Consider the following 22,020-nt stretch of genomic DNA (forward strand, 5'->3'; position numbering starts at 1 on the left):
GATAACGATGACTAAACCTTTTGAATCAGTCGATGTGCTAATTGTCGGTGCCGGCCTAGCCGGTATTGGCGGCGCCTGCCAGTTACGTCGCAACTGCAGCGACCGCAGCTTTATGATTCTTGAGTCTAGAGCCACCAGCGGGGGCACCTGGGACTTATTCCGCTACCCGGGGATTCGCTCCGACAGTGATATGTATACCTACAGTTACGGCTTCAAACCCTGGCGGGACAAATCTACCATCGCCGACGGCCAAAAAATCCTCGACTATATTCGTGAGGCAGCGGCGGAAAATGACGTGGAGCGCCATATCCGCTATCAGCACAAGGTGGTGGCTGCCAACTGGTCTTCGTCCGAAAAACGCTGGCTGGTGACTGCCGAGCGCGGCGGCTCTGGTGATGGCAGTAGTGAATCAGTGACGATCAGCTGCAAGTTCATTTTTAATTGCAGCGGGTATTACGATTACGAGCAGGGTTATATCCCTGAGTTTGCGGGTATCGATAACTTTAACGGACAGGTGTTGCATCCACAGCATTGGCCGGAAAACTTAGACTACCACGACAAACGTGTGGTCGTGATCGGTAGTGGCGCCACCGCGGTGACTCTGGTGCCGGCGATGTCCAAAGACACGGCTAGCCTGGTGATGTTGCAGCGCACACCAACGTATATAGCCAGCATACCCGCTGAAGACCCCATGGCGGAGACTCTGGGCAAGTGGTTACCCGATAATTGGGTTTTCCGCCTGATACGCTGGAAAAAAGTGCTGTTTCAGATTTATATCTATAACCTGTCGCGCAAAAAACCACGACAGCTGCGGAGATACCTGATTGGTCAAGTGCGCAAAGCGCTAGGCCCCGACTATGACGTCGCCACTCACTTTACCCCGGACTACAATCCTTGGGATCAGCGTCTGTGTGCGGTACCCGATGGCGATCTTTTTGCCGCAATACGCGCCGGGAATGCCGAGGTGGTGACTGATCACATTGATCAGTTCAACAGCGACGGTATTCAACTCAAATCTGGCAAACAACTGGATGCCGACATTGTCATACTCGCGACAGGCCTCAACCTTAAGTTTGCCGGTGGTGTCCAGTACAGCATCGATGATAAGAAACTTGATATAACCGAGCACTTTATCTTTCGGGGGATGATGTTCTCTGATGTGCCTAATATGGCTTTTACGGTGGGCTATACCAATTCTTCGTGGACCCTTAAAACGGATTTAACGGGCAATTACGTCTGCCGCTTACTGAAGAAGATGGATCGCGGCAACTATAGCACCGCGACGCCACGCATGAACGGGACGGTTGATGAAGTGCCACTATTAGATTTCGACGCCGGTTATGTCCTGCGCGCACGGGCGCAGTTTCCCAAAAATGGCAATCGCTTGCCGTGGAAGAACTACCAGAACTACATGAGAGACTTTGTCGGTTTGCGTCTTGGCCGGCTCAATGATGATGAATTGGAGTTTCGTTAACCGTTCTATCTTTAACAGTAACTGAATTATTGGTTATCAATCATAAAATGTTAATGCTCAAAAATTCACTATGTTGATTTTCTGTTTAATGCTGCTGTTTCTTATGCTGACATTACACGCCTATCGAGAATATTGGCGTCTGCGCAATCTTCCGCAGATCCATCGCAGCGAATTTACCGGCGAGCTAATGAAAGTGGGCGCTACCTATATCGCTATACGGGCAGCGAACAATAAATGCTCGCGGTCGATTATTTGCTTCCCCGGCTTTCTGGAGGATATGCGTTATTTTCAGGATTTGTACACAGATGATGATGCAGAGCTGATTTTGGTCAACAACGCCAACTATCACTGCCCTTTTGTTGGAGAAAAATGCCGTGATGTTATTGAGCTGGATTGGTCGGAAAACCCCTATGCCATGGGCACCATCGAGCACGACGCCTTTTACCTGGGCCTGGTCATCGAGGGTCTCGTAACCGGTCGGGACGTGTATTTGCACGGTCACTCTCGCGGCGGTGCGGTTGTGTTGGAAACTGGCTGTCAGTACCCCGAGTTGACGGCCGCGAAGGAGCGTCCAATAAGCGCCATTTTAGAAGCCCCCGTGCTGCCGCAGGCGAAGACGGCAGGCAACGGCTCAGAGCCACTGTCACACTGGTTGTCGTGTTATTTTATACCGATATATTTTGGTCTATCGCGCACTATCAGTACAGAACGGTTACTCAAATTACCCATGATGCGTCCCACTAATCCGTTAAAAACCGCTCTTTGCCTTTCTATTTTCAGTGTGTCCCGCAGTTACGCCACCTGTGTCACCAACGTGCAATCTATTGTAGCCTGGCAGCGCCAGACCGAATTCGAGGCGTACCGTCACTTCCATTCGATAACGGTAGTACTGGGTGAACGGGATAGCTCGTTGGATAAAGCCAGCATGCACGCCAGTGCTTTGCAGGGGCAGAAGCAAAACAGGGGTGTCTCAATTCTCATGACTGAAGGCACCAATCACTTCATCAGCCTCGAGCAGCCGGACACGATTCGTGCGTTATATTGATTCGTTCGGAAATCGGATTCACGGAGCCTCAAGCGAGTTTAGGATATGAAAAAAACGTTGATAGTAGTTCTCGGCCTACTCATTATTATCGGCTTGGGTCGAGCGTTACTCACGCTACCTGCAGTACAGGATATGGTTCTTGAACGCGGCATAGCAATCATCGCCAAACGCGGCGCCGAGGCACTTCCGGATTCAAAAAGTCTGAGAGTTTATGTCTGTGGCAGCGCATCGCCGCTCGGGATGGGGCAGGCTCAGGCGTGCATCGCCGTTGTTACGCCGGAGCATTTTTTCCTGATCGACTCCGGCGCCGGCTCTACCGACAATATCAGTCGCCTAGGCTTGCCGACCAGTGAACTGGACGGCGTACTGCTAACGCACTTTCACTCAGACCACATCGCAGAAATTTATGAAATTAACCTCAATTCCTGGGTACAAGGCCGACCACAGCCTTTGACAATCTATGGCCCGCAAGGTGTTGCTGAGGTAACGAACGGCGTGAATGCCACTTACCGGCAAGATCGGATTCATCGCACGGGTCACCACGGAGAAGATTTGCTACCGCCGGCACTTGGGGTATTGGCGCACAAAACGATTGTTCCAGGCATCATCCTTGACGATGGGGATCTCAAAATAACCGCCTATATTGCTTCGCATCCGCCCATTCATCCTGCGGTGGGTTATCGTTTTGACTATCGCGGCCGCAGCGTTGTCATTTCAGGCGACAGCAATGTGACCAGCGAAACGCTGAAGATCGTCGACGGGGCGGATCTACTCCTACACGATGCGCTGTCACTGCCAACGGTAACAGCGCTGTCGGAGGCGCTGGGCGCAGTGGGACAGTCTCGACAGTCCAAGATCGTATCTGACGTCATGGACTACCACGCTTCAACGGACGCCCTGATTGTACTCGCAGAGCAATCGAATGTAGACATGGTGGCCTTCTATCACCTGGTGCCAGTGCCGCCAAATTCTGTAGTGGAAGATATCTTTATGCGCGGGGCACCGGACAACTTCCTTCTCACAGAAGACCTCATGTGGTTTGACTTGCCCACTGACAGTGACGACATCATCGTCCATCGCCCATGATTTCTAATGCTTAGGAGACAGTTTATGACGGATGACGAGCCTATTCGACTTACAGGGGGAACCGGATCGCCCTACACACAGAAAATGCTAGCCCTACTGCGCTACCGGCGGCTGCCCTACGCGGTAAATTGGGGCAGTCCCGCGGAGGCCTGTGAAGCGATGGGGGTGGAAAAACCCAAGCCTATCTTCGAGCCTACCTTCTTTTTTGAAAAGGCGGAAGACACGCAGGCCGTATGCGACTCCACCCCGATTATCCGGCGCCTAGAAGACATGCACACCCCTCGATCGGTACTGCCCATTGACCCTGCTCTGGCTTTTATCGACTACCTGATCGAAGACTTCGCCGACGAGTGGTGTACCAAATACATGTTCCATTATCGGTGGCATGCGAAGTTGGACGCGGATAATGCCGGGACCCTGTTACCGCTCAGCATGGATGTCAGTATGCCGAGCGACACCCATAAAAACTTTAAACACTTTGTCGAAGATCGCCAAATAGGCCGTCTGTATGTGGTAGGTTCCAATGACACGACGGCACCCGTCATCGACGCCAGCTATCGGCGCTTTCTTGCCGCCATGGAAAATCATCTGGGCAACCAAAAATACATGCTGGGTAACCGCCCCGCTGCTGGAGACTTCGGCCTCTACGGCCAACTGAGCCAATTGGTGGGGTTCGATCCTACGCCAAGATCGATTGCCCATGAAGTGTCTCCACGCACAGTCGCATGGGTTGATCTCATGCGCGATCAGAGTGGGCTTGAACCAACGGAGCAGGATTGGATAGGGTTGGCGGATCAACCCGAGAGCTTACGCGGCCTGTTGCAAGAAATCGGCCGCATGTATGTCCCCGCGCAACTGGCCAATGTCCAGGCCGTTCAAGCTGGCGAAAAGACCTGGAATGCCGAGATAGATGGCGCACCCTGGTCCCAACAGACCTTTCCCTACCAGGCCAAGTGCCTGCGATGGACCAATGAACATTATCGAGCGCTCAGCACGGCCGGCCGTGCCAGTGTTGACGCCCTACTCGAGGGCACCGGCGTCGAGAACATGCTGTCACTTGAATAAAGAACCCCAACAATGAGCACGCAACCTATGAACAGAAAAAATATTTATCTGATATTGGCGATTGTCGGCACACTGGCGCCCCCGATAGCAGGTGCCACTTATCTTTTAGAGCATGGATATAATCCTGCGCACCTTATGCCTGCTATCTTCAGCTCGCCGGTGTCTGCCATGGTTGGCATTAATGTGATTATCGGCTGCATTACTCTGGCGATATTAATGCACACCGAAGGTCGCGAGCTGGGTGTAAAAACATGGTTGCCGATAGTTGCGATCACCTTTATTGGCATTTCCAGCGGGCTTCCTTTGTATCTTTATTTGCGAGAACGCGCCAAATCGAGTGAATTAGCTCAGAATTAAAACTATGATTAGCGCGAGGCGGCCACTCGCTGTTAAACTTTTTTTCATACAAGAGAACTCGGCACTGTGCTAAAAAGGTGTGTGGATCACTAAAGAGAATACGAATGGATAAAATACTCAAAAAAGTGAACACCAAGCCACCGCTGGTAAGTCTGATAATCGCGGCCACCCTGTTTGGTTTAATATCGTGTTCAGACACCAAGATGGAGCCATCCGGTGAAGCGTTCAGTACCGCTGCAGACGTTCATTCCAACGAGCAGGTGATCGCTACCACTGCTGAAATTGATGCGTTATTAGCAAGTAACCCTCGAGGGTGGAATGAAAAAGTGTTCGAAACAGAGACCGAATTGCTTATACGTAACGATGAGCCATCGGAAGCGATTGCTACTTTGCCAACAGCAACCACCGAAGAACGTCCCATAGAGCGCAAGCCCTATTATGGTGATTTGCATGTGCATACCACCTATTCTTTTGACGGATATTCTATGGGTACGATGGCAACACCCTATGATGCTTACCGTTTCGCTCGGGGCGAGCCGATCAAAAACCCTGCCGGCTATGACATGCAGTTGTCACGGCCAATGGATTTTTACGCGGTGACCGACCACGGCATGTTCTTGGGTGTGACAAAGGCAGCAGCAGAAACGTCCACAGAGTTCTCTAAAAATGCATTTTCACAGCCCTATCACGACCTGAACGCCCCGGAAAACTTCGGCACAGGCCTGTACAGTACATTAAAGCGGTTAGCGACATTTGCAGACTTTTTGCCAAGAGCGGTCGAACAAATCCTGTCAGGTGAACTGGATCGTGACCAAGTGCTTGGTGTTATCAGAAGTGCCTGGGAAGATACAGTTGATGCCGCAGATCAATTTAATGATCCCGGTAACTTTACGACGTTTGCCGCGTATGAATATACATCCTCAACGGCTGGCATGGGCAATCTGCATAGGAATGTCATTTTTGAGGGAACAGAGAATCTCCCTCGTGAGCCCTTTTCTCGTTTTCATTCCGTTAATCCGGAGGACCTTTGGCAGTGGATGGATGAGCTTAGAGAGAAAGGGGTAGAAAGCCTAGCGATACCTCACAACTCCAATGGGTCTAATGGCCAGATGTTCAAGCTGGTGGATTGGGCAGGCAGCAATTTCGATGACGAATACGCGCAGCAGCGAATCCGCAATGAGCCTATTGTTGAAATAACACAGATAAAGGGGACATCGGAAACCCACCCTATCTTATCGTCGCGCGATGAGTGGGCTGGTTTTGAAATCATGCCTTACCGAGTCGCCACGGCTGCTTTAAGTCAGGTGGAGGGCTCCTATGTGCGCGAGGCACTGTTGAATGGTTTGGCAATAGAGCAGCAGAATATCACCAACCCTTATCAGTTCGGTTTTATCGGCTCAAGCGACACCCATTCGGCGGCGAGCCAAAACGATGAGTCAAACTTTTCGTCCAAACTGGGCTTGTTATCAAGCAATGCCGAACAGCGAGGTTCGGTACCGCGAGCCGGACTCAGTGGCGAGCTGACGTATTATGGAATGGAAGCGGCATTGGCCCTTGTCCCCAACCCCATGGGGAAGAATATGAATATTAGAATTAACGGCGACATTTATGCTAACGGCGCTAACCCTACATTTGGTGCCTCAGGCTTGGCGGCTGCATGGGCAGAAGAAAACACGCGGGCGGCGCTCTACCGTGCTTTTCGGCGAAAAGAAGTCTTCGCCACATCAGGCCCGCGAATAGCGCTGCGCTTTCTTGCCGGTTACGGCTTCGATGAGGACATGCTGACGACGGCCGACGGCGTGCAGCGGGCGTATGCCAATGGCGTCAGCATGGGCGGAAGCCTTTCTACTGTCACGTCTTCGCAAGACGACACCTCCAGCGAGTACGACACGCCCAGTTTTTTGATCATGGCTTCAGCCGACCCAGACGCTGCACCGCTGCAACGCCTGCAAATTATCAAAGGCTGGATCGACGCCGCTGGCAACACCCATGAAGATATTATTGATGTCGCCTGTGCCGGTGACACTGACGTGAATCCTGAGACTAACCGTTGCGCTGATAACGGCGCCAGAGTGGATATCTCCGATTGTTCCATTAACCCTGAAACCGGGGCGACACAACTATCGGCTCTGTGGCACGACCCGGACTTCGATCCACAGCAGCGCGCCTTTTACTATGCGCGGGCGTTAGAAAACCCAACGTGCCGCTGGTCAACGTGGGATGCCATTCGTGCCGGTGTATCGCCCCGGCCCGATTTGGCCACGACGATTCAAGAGCGCGCCTGGTCTTCGCCCATTCACTATTTGGCGCAGTACTAGCAAGAGTTTTGGGGACGATCCTGACCACAATCATCTGATGCCTTCGTCAGAATAGGATGGAGGCTCTGTGGTACCGCCTTGCAATGACCCCACACACATTGATCAAGCCAATTCAGATAGACGCTGTTATTGATATGCCCATACCCATCGGCTTCATCACTCGTCGCAGTGTGTTCGATGATATGTGCTGCTGGGTAATCCCATTGCAACGTCGACAACGGACAGCTCCTATACATAATGAATTTCACGTAACATCATTGACTGAATAAACGCACTCTCAGGCGGCTATCGAAATTCAGCGAGGCGTTCTGCGGTATCGAGAATATCGGTGTATTCAGCGTTCAACTCTTTCACCAGAGCGTCTTCGATAGCATGCCCTTGCTGGCTCAGTCGGTACAGATCCTTCATAGCAGCAACGGCTGCGCGAGAATTATCGGCAATTTGTGCAACGCGCGTGGCAACCAGTTCATCGAGCTCGGCTTGTCCGGCAACGGCGTTATTGACGAGGCCGAGGCGTTCGGCCTCGTCACCTTTCACCACTCGCCCGGTAAAAGAAAGCTCTCTGGCTTTACGAATCCCTATGGCTTGGGACAGTGTCTGTGACATACCCCAGGTGGGGCGCAGGCCAAATCGAGTGTGGGTATCACCGAATTTCGCGGTCGCGGTAGTGTAAATAAAATCACAGTGCAGCGCCAATTCCAATGCGCCGGTAAAGCAAGCGCCATGGACTTTGGCTATCACGGGTATCCGCGCATTACGGATCGCGGTATAAGCTTGCCTAGCAGGTTCGTCAAATAGATCGCCTATGCGGCCATAGGCAGGCTCGATATCCTGCAGCACTTTGAGATCCACACCCGCTGAGAAGGCCCGCCCCTCACCCTGCAAGACAATGACACACACTGCATCATCAGCACTGGCTTGCTCCACCAATGCACCGACCCCGGTAAGCATTTCGGGGTGCAATGCATTCATGGCTTCGGGCCGGTTAAAGCTGATGGTCAGGACACCATTGCTCAACTCGGTCAACAGTTTTTCAGTCTTTGATTGGTAGCTTTGGCTCATAAGTTTTATCTCTTTCTGCTATTTTAAATTGAAATAAATCGCACAATCTTCGATACACCTGCAGAAACAGGTCCACTACGCGATCTGATGACGATGCAACACATGTACTGCGATAAGCCAGCAGTGGCTTGTCGCGCCAATAAACACAAAACCGTGCCAAATGGCGTGATTAAAAGGAATTTTTGTATTCACGTAGAAAATGACGCCGACGGTGTAGGCTAATCCGCCCACCACCAATAGAGTGAATCCAGCAACAGGCAGAGCTTGATACAACTGTTGAATAACCAACACCAGCAACCAACCCATGAGCAGGTAACTGGCAACGGAAACCCATTTAAACTTTCCGGCGAAGAATGCCTTAAAGAACACGCCAATCACAGCCATTGACCAGACCACAATCAGCACGGCAATAGCCGACGAACTCTGTATGGCGATTGTTAATAAGGGTGTCGCACTGCCCGCTATCAAGAGGTAAATGGCACAGTGATCAAAGCGCTTTAGTACTTGTTTTGCTTGTGGGCGAGAGACCGCGTGATATAACGTCGATGTCAAGAACATCAGAATCAAACTGATGCCATAAACCACAACGCCGACTTTCTGCCACGTACTAAGCTCTGCCGGCGCGACATTCATCATATACCCCAACGCCGCAACGGCGACCAAAACACCAACGCCGTGAATGACGGCGTTAGCAAGCTCTTCTCGGGGTGAATACGGTGCCACGTAAGCCATAAATTTCACTATTAGTCCAATTGGGACGCTGTAATAACGTGGTTCTTCGGTTAGGCTGACCAAGCGCGCCCGTCCACTTGCTTTACTTGATCTTTCTAGTGCGCAGGCATTTCATCGACGCGCACCCACTCCACGGTACGGCTCACAAATCCGACCCTCCCCTTGATGAGCATCTGGTCGGCCTCGGGTAGAGAAATTTCCACATCCTTGTACTCTCCCAGCTTCTCGACGTAGATCACGCCATGCCACAGACCCATTTTGGATTTGTCGGCTTGTAGATCACTCAGTATGGTGCGACCCATCCGATCAGGAAATTTGTCGTTGCGCACAACGGTGCCACTACCGTCCTCCAGTCTAATCTCAATCCAGGCGGGATTTTTCTCGTGTTTCCAGATTCCGGAAATATCTGCACTGAAGGTCATTGGCGTGAACAGTAAGGCGCAAACGAGAAGAACTCGTGGAATAATCATCCCAGAGCACCCTGCGCGAACTGAACAACGAGAATAGGAGCGATGAAACGCGGGATTACCCTTCATGTTTTGACGTCCTCTTCATTCCGCTCTTCATTCCACTCTTCATTCGGCAAGCAACATGAAATGGGTGCAACAGCAGCAGTGTTAGCATAAAGACGATGCCACCTACTTCTCAAACATCACGATGATATCGCCGTTTTCTGCATCCAGAGTATTCTGTAGAAAAAGCTCACCGACTTCCCGGTCGCTAGCCGCGTCAGCGAACAGCGATGTAGTGAAAGCCAGTACGGTGGCGCGCGTAATACTCCTCGTTCGCAGCACCTCCATTGTGCCCGTTTGAAAACGCTCGTCAGCCCCGGCGGAGAAGCCGGCATGGCTGCCGCCCTGCATTGCGACAAAGTACTTGGTGGGTGCAGCCGCCTCATAAACGTTAAGGCTGGAGTCGAAAGGGATTGTGAGATCATCAGTGCCGTGCAGTATCATCTGACTCAGGCTGGTGTTGACGGGCCGCGCATCACTGATAGCCGGTGCCATGAAGATTACGCCTTTGACGCGCGCATCCTGATATTGCTCGTCGTAAGCGAGTAGGTAGGTCGCTAGGCCGCCGAAGGAGAGGCCGCCCACGGCGATGTCACCAGATTCCACCCTACCCACGAAGATTTCATCTGCCGTATTAACGCCCAAGGCTGTGTCGATCAGAAAGCTGGCGTCACCAGGGTGATTGATGATGTCGTCCCTAACCAGAAAGTTGCTGCCCGTGCTGGGCGCCATAACAAGGTAGCCATGGCTGGCCAGATGAGGCCCTAGATCGGCCCAGGTACGGGGTGCATTCCCGCTCAGTCCGTGGATGAGTATGACCAATGGAAACTGTCGCTCCCCCGGCAGCAGTGCTGCACCCTCGACAGTTTCCTGTGGGCCTGCATTGGCACCCTCAGTGGGGTACCAGTAGGTGGCAGTGATATCGCGGTTGCGGTTTTCATCCCTCAACATCACATCTGTGCGTCGGCCCACGGCCAAGCTGCCAGGTGTGTCGGTGATTTCGATGGCAACGCTACGGCTACTGTTGTCACTGCCGTCGGAGCAGGCGGTTAGGGTGGAAATAAGCAATAGGTAGATAAGTGATGCTGTGATGGCTTTGAGTGTTGGAATTGCGTTGTAGGTACGCATGGGCTTGGCGGCGCGGAGCCAGTGTTTACGTTTCATGGTTTGGGTGTCCTCTTCATTCCGCTCTTCATTCCGCTCTTCATTCGATAAGCGACATAAAACGGCAGCAACAGCAGCAGTGTTAATAACAACACAATGGCTGCGTCCCGGTACTGTAGCAATATATTGGAAACAAGCTGTTTTATCGGTGTATAACCGCGCGGCACCGGCATTACGCCATTATCGCGACGGTACTGCTGATAACCAGATAACATGCGCTGGAAGCGCAGTGGGTGTGATGACGCTATATCCTCTGTCTCGCCCGGGTCATCAATAATATTGAACAGGCGCCACTGGCCATCACCGGCCGGCGGTTGGTTTATAACCAGCTTGTAATCACCTTCAAACAGCACACCGTGATCGGTTAGTTCATAGCCGACCGAATCGTCGGGACCGTAAACCCGTTCAACCTTACCGGACAGGAGGGGTGTCAAATCACGCCCTGTTATGGGCTTCACGGGGTGACCCGCATAGCGTTCCCCAGGCACAGAAACAGCCGCCAATGACAAAATTGTGGGCGTAATATCAGTCGCCCAGGCAAAAGCCGGCGTCAGTTGTTGCTCACGGGTAACAGGCTTTCCGGCGATGATCAGCGGCACCCGCATACCCCCTTCCCCCGCATAAAACTTGTAGTACGCCAGGGGACTCGCAGAGGCGCTGGCGAAGCTGGGACCGAGTGTGCTGTAGCTGCCCTTCAGGCCGAGGTTGTCGTAATCTACAGTATAACCAAGATTCTCCGGCGCCAGTCGCTTAGGAAAGGCCTGGGGGTCATCGGGGCCACTGGCCTCGCTGCCATTGTCCGAGGTGAAAATGAAAATGGTGTTGTCGTATTGACCCTGCTGTTTGAGGAACGCCATCAGGCGACCAATATTAAAATCCATCGCCTCAATCATGGCAGCGTAAACCGCCATGCGCTTAGCCTGATAGCGCCGGCGTTCTTCATCCAGATCACCCCATTCATCTGTCGTTGCCATGCGCAACATGGAGGTGTCCTGTGGCACAATGCCCAGCGCAACTGCTCGTTCCATGCGCTGCTGGCGCAATGCGTCCCAGCCGGAATCGTACATGCCCATGTAGCGTTCGATGTATTCCCGGGGAGCCTGCACCGGCGAGTGCACGGCCATGAACGGCAGATAGGCGAAAAAAGGTTTCCCGTCTTGTAAATTGCTGCCGATGAACTCGATCATCCTATCGACTAAAAAGCGCGAGGAGTAAAAATCTTCCGGTAACGTAAATCGCTCGCCATCCGCAAACCAGTTAGCCTGATCATAGAGCGCTATATAAGGGCGTTGCTCCCAATTATCAGCGCCTGAATCCATCATTGCCATCGTGCGGGCAAAGCCGCGCCGGCTTGGCCGCTTGCGCGGATCCATGCCCAGATGCCATTTACCCGCCATATAGGTGTGGTAGCCGGCGTCTTCCAATAAGGTCGCCACGGTCACTACATCATCCCCCAGCACGCCCTGATAGTTGGCGTATGCCCGCTGCTCCGGCGCTAGCATTTCTGGAATGTTAGACACCCCTGCTAGGTGGCTGTCTACCCCGGTGAGAAGCATCGCTCTGGCGGGCGCACAGTTCGCCGCAGTATGATAATTCGTAAAGCTCAAGCCCTGCTCCGCCAGAGCGCTCAAGCTTGGTGTATTGACCTCGCTTCCATAGGGCGCAATGTCGGTATAGCCCAAATCATCTGCCAGAATCAATACAATGTTAGGGCGTATCACGCTCGCCTCTGGCTGAGTGTTTTCATTCATGCCATACACGCTGATACTGATACCACCGAGGCAGAACGCAGCGCAGCGCGCAAGCCGGCGTAAAGAATACGTTTTCAAGCCCTCAGCCCTTGTGTGGCAAACGGCGGGAAGCCACCAGCAGAATCAATGCCACGATCACTTCTACCGCGATCTGACTCGCTGCCAGTGTGGCATCATGCAGCAGCCAAGCAACCACGCGACCCAAGGCGGTGATCGCCAATAACATCATCGGGGGATAGTACCAACTGCGACGCTCAACGATCAGAGCAATGAGCATGCAGCTGCCCAGCGTTAGGAAAAAGCCGGCCATGTCGCCGATCTGAGAACTGAGCCCGAGACCATCAGCCAGCGTCAGGCCAAACGTAGGCGCTATTGCGGCAGGAGCCACCAGCCAGCGAATACCGGTGACTAGAAAGAAGATCGCCGGCAATAACACCAATAGTTTAAGCAATTTTTCCATGGCTACTGTTCCCGATCAGCAACAACCTGCATCATTTTGTGCGCCGTTTCCAATCCGGAATTTTGATTCTGTCCGGTCACAAAGCGCTTCTCATCATCTACGACAACGTGAGTGGCAAACATATCACGAAATGCAGTCTGACTTTCATACAGTGCTCCGGCTTTGCGTAATTCGGTTTCCGGATGCTGCGGCGTAATTTCAATATTGAGTTCTTCAATCTGCTTGTCACTGACCCCGGTCATGCGCCGCCCGGCGACCAGCAAATTACCGTCGCGATCTTTGGCGTTGATCAAACCCAGTACTCCGTGGCAGACGCCACCGATCACAGGTTTGCTATCAGCGTAGTACGCGCCGCTAACTTTTTCTGCCAGTACCGGGGAATAACCTAGGTCATAGGCTGCGCCCCAACCACCGGCCAGAAAAATAATGTCGTACTCACTGAAATCAATGTCGTCGATTTTGATCGACTTGTCGACCTTCGCTTGAAAAATCGAATCCTGAAGAAAGCGCTCAGTCTCCGGTGTCATTGAAACGCGGCCCAGTGAATCCGGCGCAATTGGGATCTGGCCGCCTTTGATACTGGCCACATCCACCTGCATACCCCCATCAAGAAAAACGTAATAGGGATGCGTTAGCTCCGACGCAACAACCCCAGTAGCTGGCCCTTCTGTTTCGCCCGGGGCGGCAAGCACGTCGTGACTGGTGGTAATTACCAGTGCGCGTTTAGCCGGCAGTGCAACCTTGGGGCCATGATATTCTGGATGCATTCCCGCCTTGTGCAGGATTGTCGGCAAGGCTAGGACGAATATCGCCGCCAGCACTGCCACGCCAAGCAGGCCATAAAACCATTTTTTCATCGAGTGTTCCCCAGTGCACATGATTATGCGTATTTTGAATAATGTGAAAGCTTACGCTTGAGCAGCAAACATCAAGGAATCATTTTCGGCCAACCGCTGCCTCCTGGCTTGCCACAACTGACCCCCGACAGCGACAGGGACAGGGACAACCACATTCACGCGGCCTGCTGCTGGCGATACTGGCTGGGCGTGACACCGTTCCAACGCACAAAGGCACGGCGAAAGTTAACCGTTTCGGCATAGCCCAACAGGTGCGCTACCTCGGCAACGGTCAGTTCAGTTGCTGCAAGATACTCTCGGGCAAGCAAATCTCGGATTTCCTCGAAGGTAGATCTGAAGCTGGTCGATTCAGCCTCCATGCGCCGCCTCAGGGTACGCTCACTCACATGCAGACTCTGCGCCACCTGCGCAATATCGAGAAAGTCGCCCGCGGATTGAATCAGTAACTGCCGCACGGCGGCGGTGGTTTTCTCAACACTGTTTAGCCCGCGCAGCATCACCTCGCACTGCTGATGAAAAACCACATGCTCCGAACGGTTCGCCGTTTTAACAGGCGTATCGAGAAGCCGCGCTGGTAAAAACACTTCAGTGTGTTCACAGTCGAAAGTCACAGGGCCGGGAAATACACTCTTATAGCTAGCCGAGTGCGGAGGCCTAGAATAACTCAAGCGCGCCTCAGCACCCTCGACGCTGCTTCTATACAACGTGCTACCCACGGTAGAAAATTGAGAGAAGATCAGTTCGGTGACCAGCTGTCGCTGCGTGGCATTACCCCAGGCTATATTTGCGCGCAACAATAAGCCGCCCTCATGCTCATAAGAACTCCAGCTGGGCTGGAAAAATACCTGTCCATAGCGGAGTAAAAGCGCAACGGCCTCCCGCAGGCTGGCACAGCTCATCAAGGCAAAGCCAAAGGCGCCATAACTGACAATGCCGATCTGCTGACCCAAACGTATCGCCAGCGTTGGATCGCCCGTTAGTTTTACCGCGGTTTCGAGCAGGAGAAACGCTTCTTCACCTTCAAGTGCCACCTGATTGACGCTTGACCCGTGTGCACTTTGCAGGCGGGCGTGGGAGAACAACTGCTCTGGAGTAATCCTAGCGCTATCCAATTCCACTAAGAGCTGTTTAAAGAGGTCTCGCTGTAGACGATTTTGTTTCATCGCATTCTCTTTTTAGCTTTGGCCTGCAGGCGAAAGCCAGCATGGCCGAATATGATTCCACGCCATTCTACCGTGAGCACTACAATCCTGCACTGTAAGATTCTAAATGCACTTTCATGAGAATTGACGGAGGATATTCATTGTGAGTTTCGTGAAAACCTATGAAGAAATTGTGGGGAACTCCCCCGCCAGTGGGGATTTCTACGATGCCGAGATGGTGACGCTTGTCTGGGAAACCACACCAGAGGCGATTGAAAAACTGCTGCCTCCACCGTTAAAACCAGCACAGAAACCTGCGGTGCTCGCTTTTGTCGCCAACTATCCGTCTACCAATTTTAGTCTTCCGTATCAGGAATCCGCACTTTTGATCAGGGCGAGCTTTGAAGGTCAGGAGGGTTTTTACTGCCTGTCCATGCCGGTAACAAATGATATGGCCATGGCCGGTGGGCGAGAAATATGGGGCTACCCCAAGAAGCTGGCGAATATTGCATTGCAGCGTGAAGGCGACACCGTTGAGGGCTGGACAGAACGGCATGGCATTCAGTTCATGAAGGTTAAGGCAAACCTGACGGGTAAGATCAACGACAACTCGGCAATGGATGAACTGCTGAGCTTAGGTTTGAATCCGGAAGGGGAATACTCTAATCTTGCGTTTAATTTCAAACATTCTCCCTCTCCGGTCGCAAGTGAAGCATTTGACTACCCGCCCCGGTTAATCCAGGGAGAAACTGTGTTCAGGCCAAAGACGTTTATTTTCGCAGAAGGGGAAATCGAACTGACCCCATCCGAGTTCGACCCCTGGCATGAAGTGCCGGTAGAGCGCATGCTGGGCGGCTTCTATTCCGTGGGTGATAACAGTATGTTAAACAGCGGAAAAGTACTGGCGGAAGTGGATTCCATAGAATTTGCGCCCTACGCATTTCTGAAATGGGAATGGAGTAAGCAATAAGCAACGCCGCTTATTGATTGACCAACGTAGCATCGACTAACGACTCGTTCGTATCAGTGATAACAAAGTGGTGAACACGACAATGAGCGTCTTGAAAAGAAACACCTGGAAAGTGATCAGTTTGTTATTGATCGCAATCGTTGGCTTCGCAGTATTTAAAATCTTCTTTGACCAGAAGCCTCACAACCCTAAAGTGTTTGGCCCTCCTGAGAAAACCCAATGGAAGCCGGTAGGCGCGCGCGCTGCGGGACTGCACAGCTACGATGTTATTCCCGAGCCGGATACCTTTAGTGCCATACATGTGAATGTGGTCAACTCGGACAGTGTCTGGGGCGTCGCCGCGCCCATGTTTGAACTCGACTGGGTGGCAGAGCCTGCGTACTTCGTGGGTAATGGCCCCCTCCTCGATAACAAAGGCAATCTCTACTTTAGCCCGCAGTTCTACCACGGTGAGCGCGTGGTGCTGGTGTCACTTGATGGCCAGACCGGCGAGCGACGTTGGGTGATACCCGCCGACGACGATATACAAGCCAGCAGCCCGGCTTTTATATTGAACGACCCGGACAACCCCGGCTCGCAAATCATTTATATCGTGGGCTATAACCGCGTGATGGCGCTGCGGCCGGACGGCTCAACCCTCTGGAGTCAAGCCACCGGTTTGAGCCCTCTTGGCTCGGACCTCAGCGATAAAGCCAAAATCAAATTCCATAGCCTGAATTACCATCCGGCGACAGATTCACTGGTGTCGATAACCAAGGCCGGAGCCTTATTTGCCTTCAGCCGTAAGACCGGTGAGTTAATCGCAGCGATCGGACAAATACCCGGTGCGCCCGCCATCAGTGGTAAAGGCACCAAGATTCCTACCTTTATTCTAAACAAGGTCGACCCACTGATGGACAAAGCCTTCGGTAAAACCGATGAAGGCCTGAGCTTGTTTTCATCCGCCGTCAATTACATCTATGGTGGCGGCGGTGTGGTGACCAACTTTTTCAGCATCGACCCTGATACGAGCCGTATCTACATGGCCGCTACTGCGGCAGATGCAGACGATGGTACCGAAGACGGCAGGTCTGAACTCGGCGCAATTTACGCCCTCGACCTGATTGATGACGGCAACGGTGGTCTGGAATTCCAAGTATTAAACCGCAAGACCTTTCAGGGCGGCACCGGATCAACACCGGCGCTCAGCGCAGACGGCCACCGCTTGTATGTATCGGATAACGAGGGTCATGTTATCGCGCTGGACAGTGAATTAGCTGAAGTCTGGCGAGTGGATGTGGGCGAGCCGCTGGTGGGTTCTATCACAGTGGCCGCGGATAACAATGAACTCTACGCCGTTACCGCCAAAGACGTGATCCAGATAATCGACAAGGGTGACCACGGCACCAGAACGTGGACCGCGGAGCTGACCGGCTTTGATGGTTATGCCAATGTCGATGAGCAATCCAATGCTTTAACGGCAACAGTCACCGCCAACGGTGTGGTGATTATGATTGGTGGTGGCAAATCATTGCTGGGCAGAACGCTGATGTTGCATATGGGTATGGGCCTGCTAGACCGTGAAACCGGTAAGCTGCGCTACTTTGCCGAAGGTCGAGAGGATTCACTGGCCATGAGCGTCGTAGCTGCCGACGGCAGTATTTATGTTGCGCATTCACCCTTGAGGCGCGCGGCAGGCAAGGCCATGTACCCTGAGTTAACGGCGGACCTTACCGGCGGTATTGCGCGCTTCAAGCCGATTCGCCTGGATCTGTTGGTCCGCGACGCTATCTGCGCCGCCCAGGCGCGCGCTGCCAATGCCAGCACCCTTGATGAGACAACGGAACGGGCAGCCATCAACACGGACATACGCCAGATAAAGGTATTGCTTAAGCAGGCTAGCAGCGCCATTCCCAAGGCAGTCAACGATGGGGACATGACGACTGAGGATGCCACCGCACTGGGTGACTTACTAAAGCAAAGCGCTGTTAATCTGACACCAGCCAAGCTTGACGATGCGGCAACTAAAATGGCTGCGGCCTGTGAAATGTTTGACTAGCGCCATGCCTTCCTCCTGCAGGGTTCCGTCATTTTATTGATATTGATACTTTTTCTGTAGAACCGAACATCCAACTACATGAGTTACGCCCTAAGGCCCATAGTCTGAGGTCCCCCATGCGATAAGCGTTGCGGACGCCTAACCATTCTCGGTGAGGCGGGGTTCGAATATCCAACGGCCAAGCGTTCCTGTGTAGGCTTCCAATGGCGTGTTATGAGGAATATTTGCTGGGCCTCGCCGCACTTCACACATCCCATCGGTTACTCTGATATCTGAAATCCAGTCGGGATTTCGGCCGGCGGACACTACAAGCTGACAAATTAATACGCTCATCGGCGTCGAAGGTTGATAGCCATTGCGCGCTATAGAATCCTCCAGCTTTGCGGCAAATCTCCCGTCCACTTCCTTGGCTATTGCGTTATCGAGGCCGCGCTCTATGAGGTGGTCACATGACCAGTCCTCCAACATAAAAAGCCCGCCAGGGCGCAGTCGGGGAAAGAGCATTTCAAATGTGGCAGTACTGGGCACCAGTAAATGGCTGGCGTCATCGACTACAAAATCTAACGGTCTATCTCCGAACGCTTGATCGAGAATATCGGGGACGGTCGTTCTGTCAGATTGGTCGATACCCCAGTGGATATCGACTCGATTTTCTGGATCGTGTGCAGACAAAAAATTTGTCACAGTCTCGACCGGTTCGCTGGAGAGCTCTATTGCAATCAACTTTTCCGGCTGCAGCAACTTCCAAAAAAATGCGGTGCTACCTCCCTGATCAACACCAATCTCGACCATACGGCAGCCACGAAATTCATCGGCGACAGCCAAATAGCGATTGGTAAACTCGCGACACTTGCGAAGGCAAACCCAGTCGCTGTTCGTCGGGAGTCGATGCCATGGTCGAAGCTCGAAGGTGGTACCTTCAACAACCTCAATATCGGGGAATTTTTTCATTGACTGAAGTATAGCCGAGTAAAGTAGTGCAGAGGAATTAATTTACTGGCAGCGCAGCCAAGGTTGTGGAAAGCTCGGCGCATCAGCGTCCGCTCTTTTGTCGTCGGTAAGCCAGCGAGACCCTATACGCGTCGTATGTCGATAGCGTGGTGCCATCAACCTCTGTATTGATAATGCTGGAGTAGTCACCGAAGTCTGCAAAGTTGGCATTAGCAAGGACGTCCAAAAATCGTACGCCGTTATCGCTCACCATCATGGGCAGGAAGAACCCAAGACCTGCTTGGTTAGGTGTGCCTGCGCCCTGTGTGACGACTTGGAAGCCCCACTTGAACTTCACCACACCTTTGAGGTTAACCTCCATCTCAGGAGTCTCGCTTATGCTGTTATCTTGAGCGGGTGTCGCCGCTTCTTGTGCTAACATATTTCCTGATAGCAGCACTGAGAGCATCAGTATTGCGGGGGCCAGTAAGTGGCTAACCTCACTCGCTACGACGGTGTGGTGGCGCCCAATCACTGCTGGCGTGGGCGCATTACACCGGCCAAACGCGGCAAAGGCGCGAAGCGAATCGCCAATACTGACGTTCGCTCAGCCGCTGAACGGCACGTCGCGATGTCCTGGACCCAGCGACTCAAGCGCGTCTTCAATATCGACATTGACGTTTGTGATCGCTGTGCTGGATCCGTCAAAGTCATCGCCTGTATTGAGGACCAGGACGTCATCGATAGCATCCTGGCTCATCTTCGAGAGAAGGATCAAGGCCGCCCTACCCTATCGCACCTGGTGCCACCCTTCCGAGCACCCCCTGGGCCATTACCTTTTTTCGCAGGGCGCGAATCCACAGCCCCAAATCAGCAAGGGCGCTACTGAAAGACGCCTGGCACGCACGGTTGCATGCCATCGTTCAGTAATAAACGGATATGCATTGTGCGACCACTCACATCGGCAGACATTCAGTGAGGCAGACCTACTAGCCTTGATGTTTTTAGGCACGGTAACTCGCACTGATGAGGCTATTTTTTTCACGATAGCCCTTTTATTTTTCCTATACTTGAACTAATAAAGTCTGCTAGAAGCTGTCCTAAACAAGCGAACCCTATTAGTTGTGTGGACTTCCCAGGGTTTGCTAGACACCTAATAGCGTTAAAACTAAAATTCTAATTGGAACCGGCGACGATCCAGAAATAGTACGCCGCATGCGTGGCCAAGCTAACTTTATTGAAGCTATGCCAATGGCTCTTTTTCTCCTCATGGTCACGGAGGTTCTAGGCGCTTCAGGTATATGGCTTAACGCACTAGGACTCGCGTTAGTGCTTGGCCGTATTGCGCACTATCTGGGATTAACTGAATTGGGGCCTTTAGCATTTCGTTCCATTGGAATGGCAGCTACCTTTGCCGGCGCGCAGCGCAATCAGGTGGACTGGGAAGGCAGTGAGTCGAAAATCAGCGTGGCCCTGTTCTGCCAGGAATACTGGCTGAACGCCTTCTGCCTTGCGCGTTCACCGATTTCGCTGGAGTCCGAATCGATCGCGATGCGCAGTTTCTCCGCCAGTTCTTCCTCTATGTCAGGGTTGGAGAGGTAGGCGTCTACGCCGTCGGTCAGCACTTCCCTAATGGTGTCGAAACCGTGCCCCACAATCACCCGGCCCGCGGCCATGTACTCGAACATTTTCAGCGGAGAACAATAGTTGATGGTCTTGACCTGCTTTGACCAAGTCATCAGCAGTATGTCGGCTGCATACATGTAGTCCGGCGTTTCGATATGGTTGACGCGGCCCTTGAATTCGATATTCTCGACTCCGGTTTCTCTGGCCAGGTTGGCGTAGAGCTCCACCTCACTTGGGTTGCCGCCGACAATGATGAAGCGGGTCTGGTCGAACGCGCCCGCCAGTTCGATAATCTTGTCAATCTCTCTGTCCTTGTAGAGACTACCAATATACAGGACGATGCGCTTGTCCAGGGGCAGCTCGAGCTTGGCTCTCGCGTCCTCCCTTGTTAGGGGACTTTCAAAGCTCTTCGCATCGAAGCCGTCGTGGACTGCCAGGACGAGCTCCTCTGGCATCCCCTTGACGATCCAGAACTGTCCCAGCGCTTCGCTGATGACAACGAACTTCTTCATCAGCGGGCTTTTCGCGCACCTGAGAATATAATTGCTCCAGTAGTCGTTGAGGAATGACGAGGTGTTGTGCATAAGCGAATTGTGAGATTCGTAAATGAACGGCGTACCGGTTTTCATAGCCGCCCGGGTAAGAACCACGTTTCGGAGGAATACAATGTCGGGCTTGAATTCCCTGAGGATCCTTCTGACGGGGAAGTAGGCCGACAGCATCTTGAACTTGTTGAATACAGTAAACTTCTTATAGGTGATGATCGAAAATTTCGGGTAGAAGCCCATGGCGTTATTGATCGTGTCCTTGAGCGCCTGTTCGCCCTGGGATTCAGATTCGGGCACCGCGAGTGTCAGGTCGTATCCGTTGCCGGCTATCGCCTGGCACATATTTAGCACCTGTATGACGTTCGCCGCGTCTGACTCTATGGACCAGTCGTGAACATACAGTACGCGTTTTAATTGATCCATCGCCTTAACCCTTTGACTAATGAGTATGGGCAGAAGTAACGCCCCCACCTACATCCTAAACTACCCTAATCAGCAGCCCGTGGGAAATTGCTGTAGGGATGACCGTAGCCAGCACCTCTCCATGGCCTAATTCTTCTACCTTCTATGGAGTGGCTGATCAATATCACCGTGTTCAAGGTCCTCGACAAGCATTGGGACTGGCGGATCTACCCAATTGGCACGTACTGCGATATCGTGCTGCGTCTCCACAAGGCATAGAAATCTATCTCGCAGAAGACACTGCGCGCGCTGGGTCTCTAAAACAAGCACGTCGTCACCAGATTCATACGGGATTTCTTGTTTTACATCGTAGAACGCAAATCGCCGTGCGGGAGCCGCCGCGTGGCCCCACCGGTGCTACTTCTCGACCACGCGCACCTTAAGCTCATCAAATACTACTATGGTTTAATAAGCGCTTAAT

At 52.6% G+C, this 22,020-nt stretch carries 20 protein-coding genes and 1 pseudogene; 10 read left to right on the forward strand and 11 right to left on the reverse strand.

Annotated features, from left to right (window positions below; translation table 11 throughout):
- The first annotated feature begins 7 nt into the window (after positions 1-7).
- From ABXT62_RS10185 to ABXT62_RS10210, 6 genes are all read left to right on the forward strand, one after another.
- Complete coding sequence (locus ABXT62_RS10185) at positions 8-1,474, forward strand: flavin-containing monooxygenase (protein ID WP_415355149.1); 1,467 nt, start codon at positions 8-10, stop codon at positions 1,472-1,474.
- Between the two features lie 103 nt (positions 1,475-1,577).
- Entirely contained in the window at positions 1,578-2,519 is a 942-nt protein-coding gene (locus tag ABXT62_RS10190; protein ID WP_415355150.1) for an alpha/beta hydrolase, read from the forward strand.
- 45 nt (positions 2,520-2,564) lie between these two features.
- Complete coding sequence (locus ABXT62_RS10195) at positions 2,565-3,605, forward strand: MBL fold metallo-hydrolase (protein WP_415355151.1); 1,041 nt, start codon at positions 2,565-2,567, stop codon at positions 3,603-3,605.
- 24 nt (positions 3,606-3,629) lie between these two features.
- Positions 3,630-4,670: a glutathione S-transferase N-terminal domain-containing protein gene (locus ABXT62_RS10200; RefSeq protein ID WP_415355152.1), complete on the forward strand. Its 1,041-nt coding sequence runs from the start codon at positions 3,630-3,632 to the stop codon at positions 4,668-4,670.
- A 12-nt stretch (positions 4,671-4,682) separates the two neighbouring features.
- A complete protein-coding gene (locus tag ABXT62_RS10205; protein ID WP_415355153.1) occupies positions 4,683-5,027 on the forward strand; it encodes a DUF2834 domain-containing protein in 345 nt (114 codons plus the stop codon).
- 104 nt (positions 5,028-5,131) lie between these two features.
- A complete protein-coding gene (locus ABXT62_RS10210) occupies positions 5,132-7,345 on the forward strand; it encodes a DUF3604 domain-containing protein (protein ID WP_415355154.1) in 2,214 nt (737 codons plus the stop codon).
- Between the two features lie 285 nt (positions 7,346-7,630).
- On the opposite strand, the gene ABXT62_RS10215 is transcribed toward ABXT62_RS10210, so the two are convergent.
- The 8 genes from ABXT62_RS10215 to ABXT62_RS10250 form a co-directional block, all read right to left on the reverse strand.
- Entirely contained in the window at positions 7,631-8,407 is a 777-nt protein-coding gene (locus ABXT62_RS10215) for an enoyl-CoA hydratase/isomerase family protein (RefSeq protein ID WP_415355155.1), read from the reverse strand.
- Positions 8,408-8,482: 75 nt separating this feature from the next.
- A complete protein-coding gene (gene trhA / locus ABXT62_RS10220) occupies positions 8,483-9,139 on the reverse strand; it encodes a PAQR family membrane homeostasis protein TrhA (protein WP_415355156.1) in 657 nt (218 codons plus the stop codon).
- A 95-nt stretch (positions 9,140-9,234) separates the two neighbouring features.
- Complete coding sequence (locus ABXT62_RS10225) at positions 9,235-9,675, reverse strand: hypothetical protein (protein WP_415355157.1); 441 nt, start codon at positions 9,673-9,675, stop codon at positions 9,235-9,237.
- 102 nt (positions 9,676-9,777) lie between these two features.
- Positions 9,778-10,815 carry an alpha/beta hydrolase family protein gene (locus ABXT62_RS10230; protein WP_415355158.1) on the reverse strand — a complete coding sequence of 346 codons (1,038 nt, stop codon included), beginning with the start codon at positions 10,813-10,815 and terminating at the stop codon, positions 9,778-9,780.
- Entirely contained in the window at positions 10,812-12,644 is a 1,833-nt protein-coding gene (locus ABXT62_RS10235; protein ID WP_415355159.1) for an arylsulfatase, read from the reverse strand. The genes ABXT62_RS10230 and ABXT62_RS10235 overlap by 4 nt, the downstream gene beginning before the upstream one ends.
- 4 nt (positions 12,645-12,648) lie before the next feature.
- Positions 12,649-13,026, reverse strand: coding sequence for a hypothetical protein (locus tag ABXT62_RS10240; RefSeq protein WP_415355160.1), 378 nt, complete (start codon positions 13,024-13,026; stop codon positions 12,649-12,651).
- Positions 13,027-13,028: 2 nt separating this feature from the next.
- Positions 13,029-13,883 (reverse strand): type 1 glutamine amidotransferase domain-containing protein, encoded by an 855-nt coding sequence (locus ABXT62_RS10245; protein WP_415355161.1) that lies wholly within the window; start codon positions 13,881-13,883, stop codon positions 13,029-13,031.
- A gap of 155 nt (positions 13,884-14,038) precedes the next feature.
- Positions 14,039-15,046, reverse strand: coding sequence for an AraC family transcriptional regulator ligand-binding domain-containing protein (locus ABXT62_RS10250; protein ID WP_415355162.1), 1,008 nt, complete (start codon positions 15,044-15,046; stop codon positions 14,039-14,041).
- 142 nt (positions 15,047-15,188) lie between these two features.
- Here ABXT62_RS10250 and ABXT62_RS10255 point away from each other — a divergent pair, with 142 nt between their 5' ends.
- A complete protein-coding gene (locus ABXT62_RS10255; RefSeq protein ID WP_415355163.1) occupies positions 15,189-15,995 on the forward strand; it encodes an acetoacetate decarboxylase family protein in 807 nt (268 codons plus the stop codon).
- An 82-nt stretch (positions 15,996-16,077) separates the two neighbouring features.
- Entirely contained in the window at positions 16,078-18,033 is a 1,956-nt protein-coding gene (locus ABXT62_RS10260; RefSeq protein ID WP_415355164.1) for a PQQ-binding-like beta-propeller repeat protein, read from the forward strand.
- A 138-nt stretch (positions 18,034-18,171) separates the two neighbouring features.
- On the opposite strand, the gene ABXT62_RS10265 is transcribed toward ABXT62_RS10260, so the two are convergent.
- Both ABXT62_RS10265 and ABXT62_RS10270 read right to left on the reverse strand, forming a co-directional pair.
- Positions 18,172-18,984, reverse strand: coding sequence for a class I SAM-dependent methyltransferase (locus ABXT62_RS10265; RefSeq protein ID WP_415355165.1), 813 nt, complete (start codon positions 18,982-18,984; stop codon positions 18,172-18,174).
- Positions 18,985-19,066: 82 nt separating this feature from the next.
- The gene (locus ABXT62_RS10270) at positions 19,067-19,405 is read right to left on the reverse strand and encodes a hypothetical protein (protein ID WP_415355166.1); all 339 of its coding nucleotides are present in this window, start codon (positions 19,403-19,405) and stop codon (positions 19,067-19,069) included.
- A gap of 48 nt (positions 19,406-19,453) precedes the next feature.
- Here ABXT62_RS10270 and ABXT62_RS10275 point away from each other — a divergent pair, with 48 nt between their 5' ends.
- Together ABXT62_RS10275 and ABXT62_RS10280 are read left to right on the forward strand one after the other, a co-directional pair.
- Positions 19,454-19,852 carry a hypothetical protein gene (locus ABXT62_RS10275; protein WP_415355167.1) on the forward strand — a complete coding sequence of 133 codons (399 nt, stop codon included), beginning with the start codon at positions 19,454-19,456 and terminating at the stop codon, positions 19,850-19,852.
- Between the two features lie 314 nt (positions 19,853-20,166).
- A pseudogene (locus ABXT62_RS10280) lies at positions 20,167-20,367 on the forward strand (MAPEG family protein); the annotation flags it as partial.
- Positions 20,368-20,393: 26 nt separating this feature from the next.
- Here the strand turns inward: ABXT62_RS10280 and ABXT62_RS10285 are convergent.
- Positions 20,394-21,560 (reverse strand): glycosyltransferase, encoded by a 1,167-nt coding sequence (locus ABXT62_RS10285; RefSeq protein ID WP_415355168.1) that lies wholly within the window; start codon positions 21,558-21,560, stop codon positions 20,394-20,396.
- Positions 21,561-22,020 lie beyond the last annotated feature (460 nt).

Source organism: Halioglobus sp. Uisw_031 (assembly GCF_047729875.1).
Classification (GTDB): Bacteria; Pseudomonadota; Gammaproteobacteria; order Pseudomonadales; family Halieaceae; genus Marimicrobium.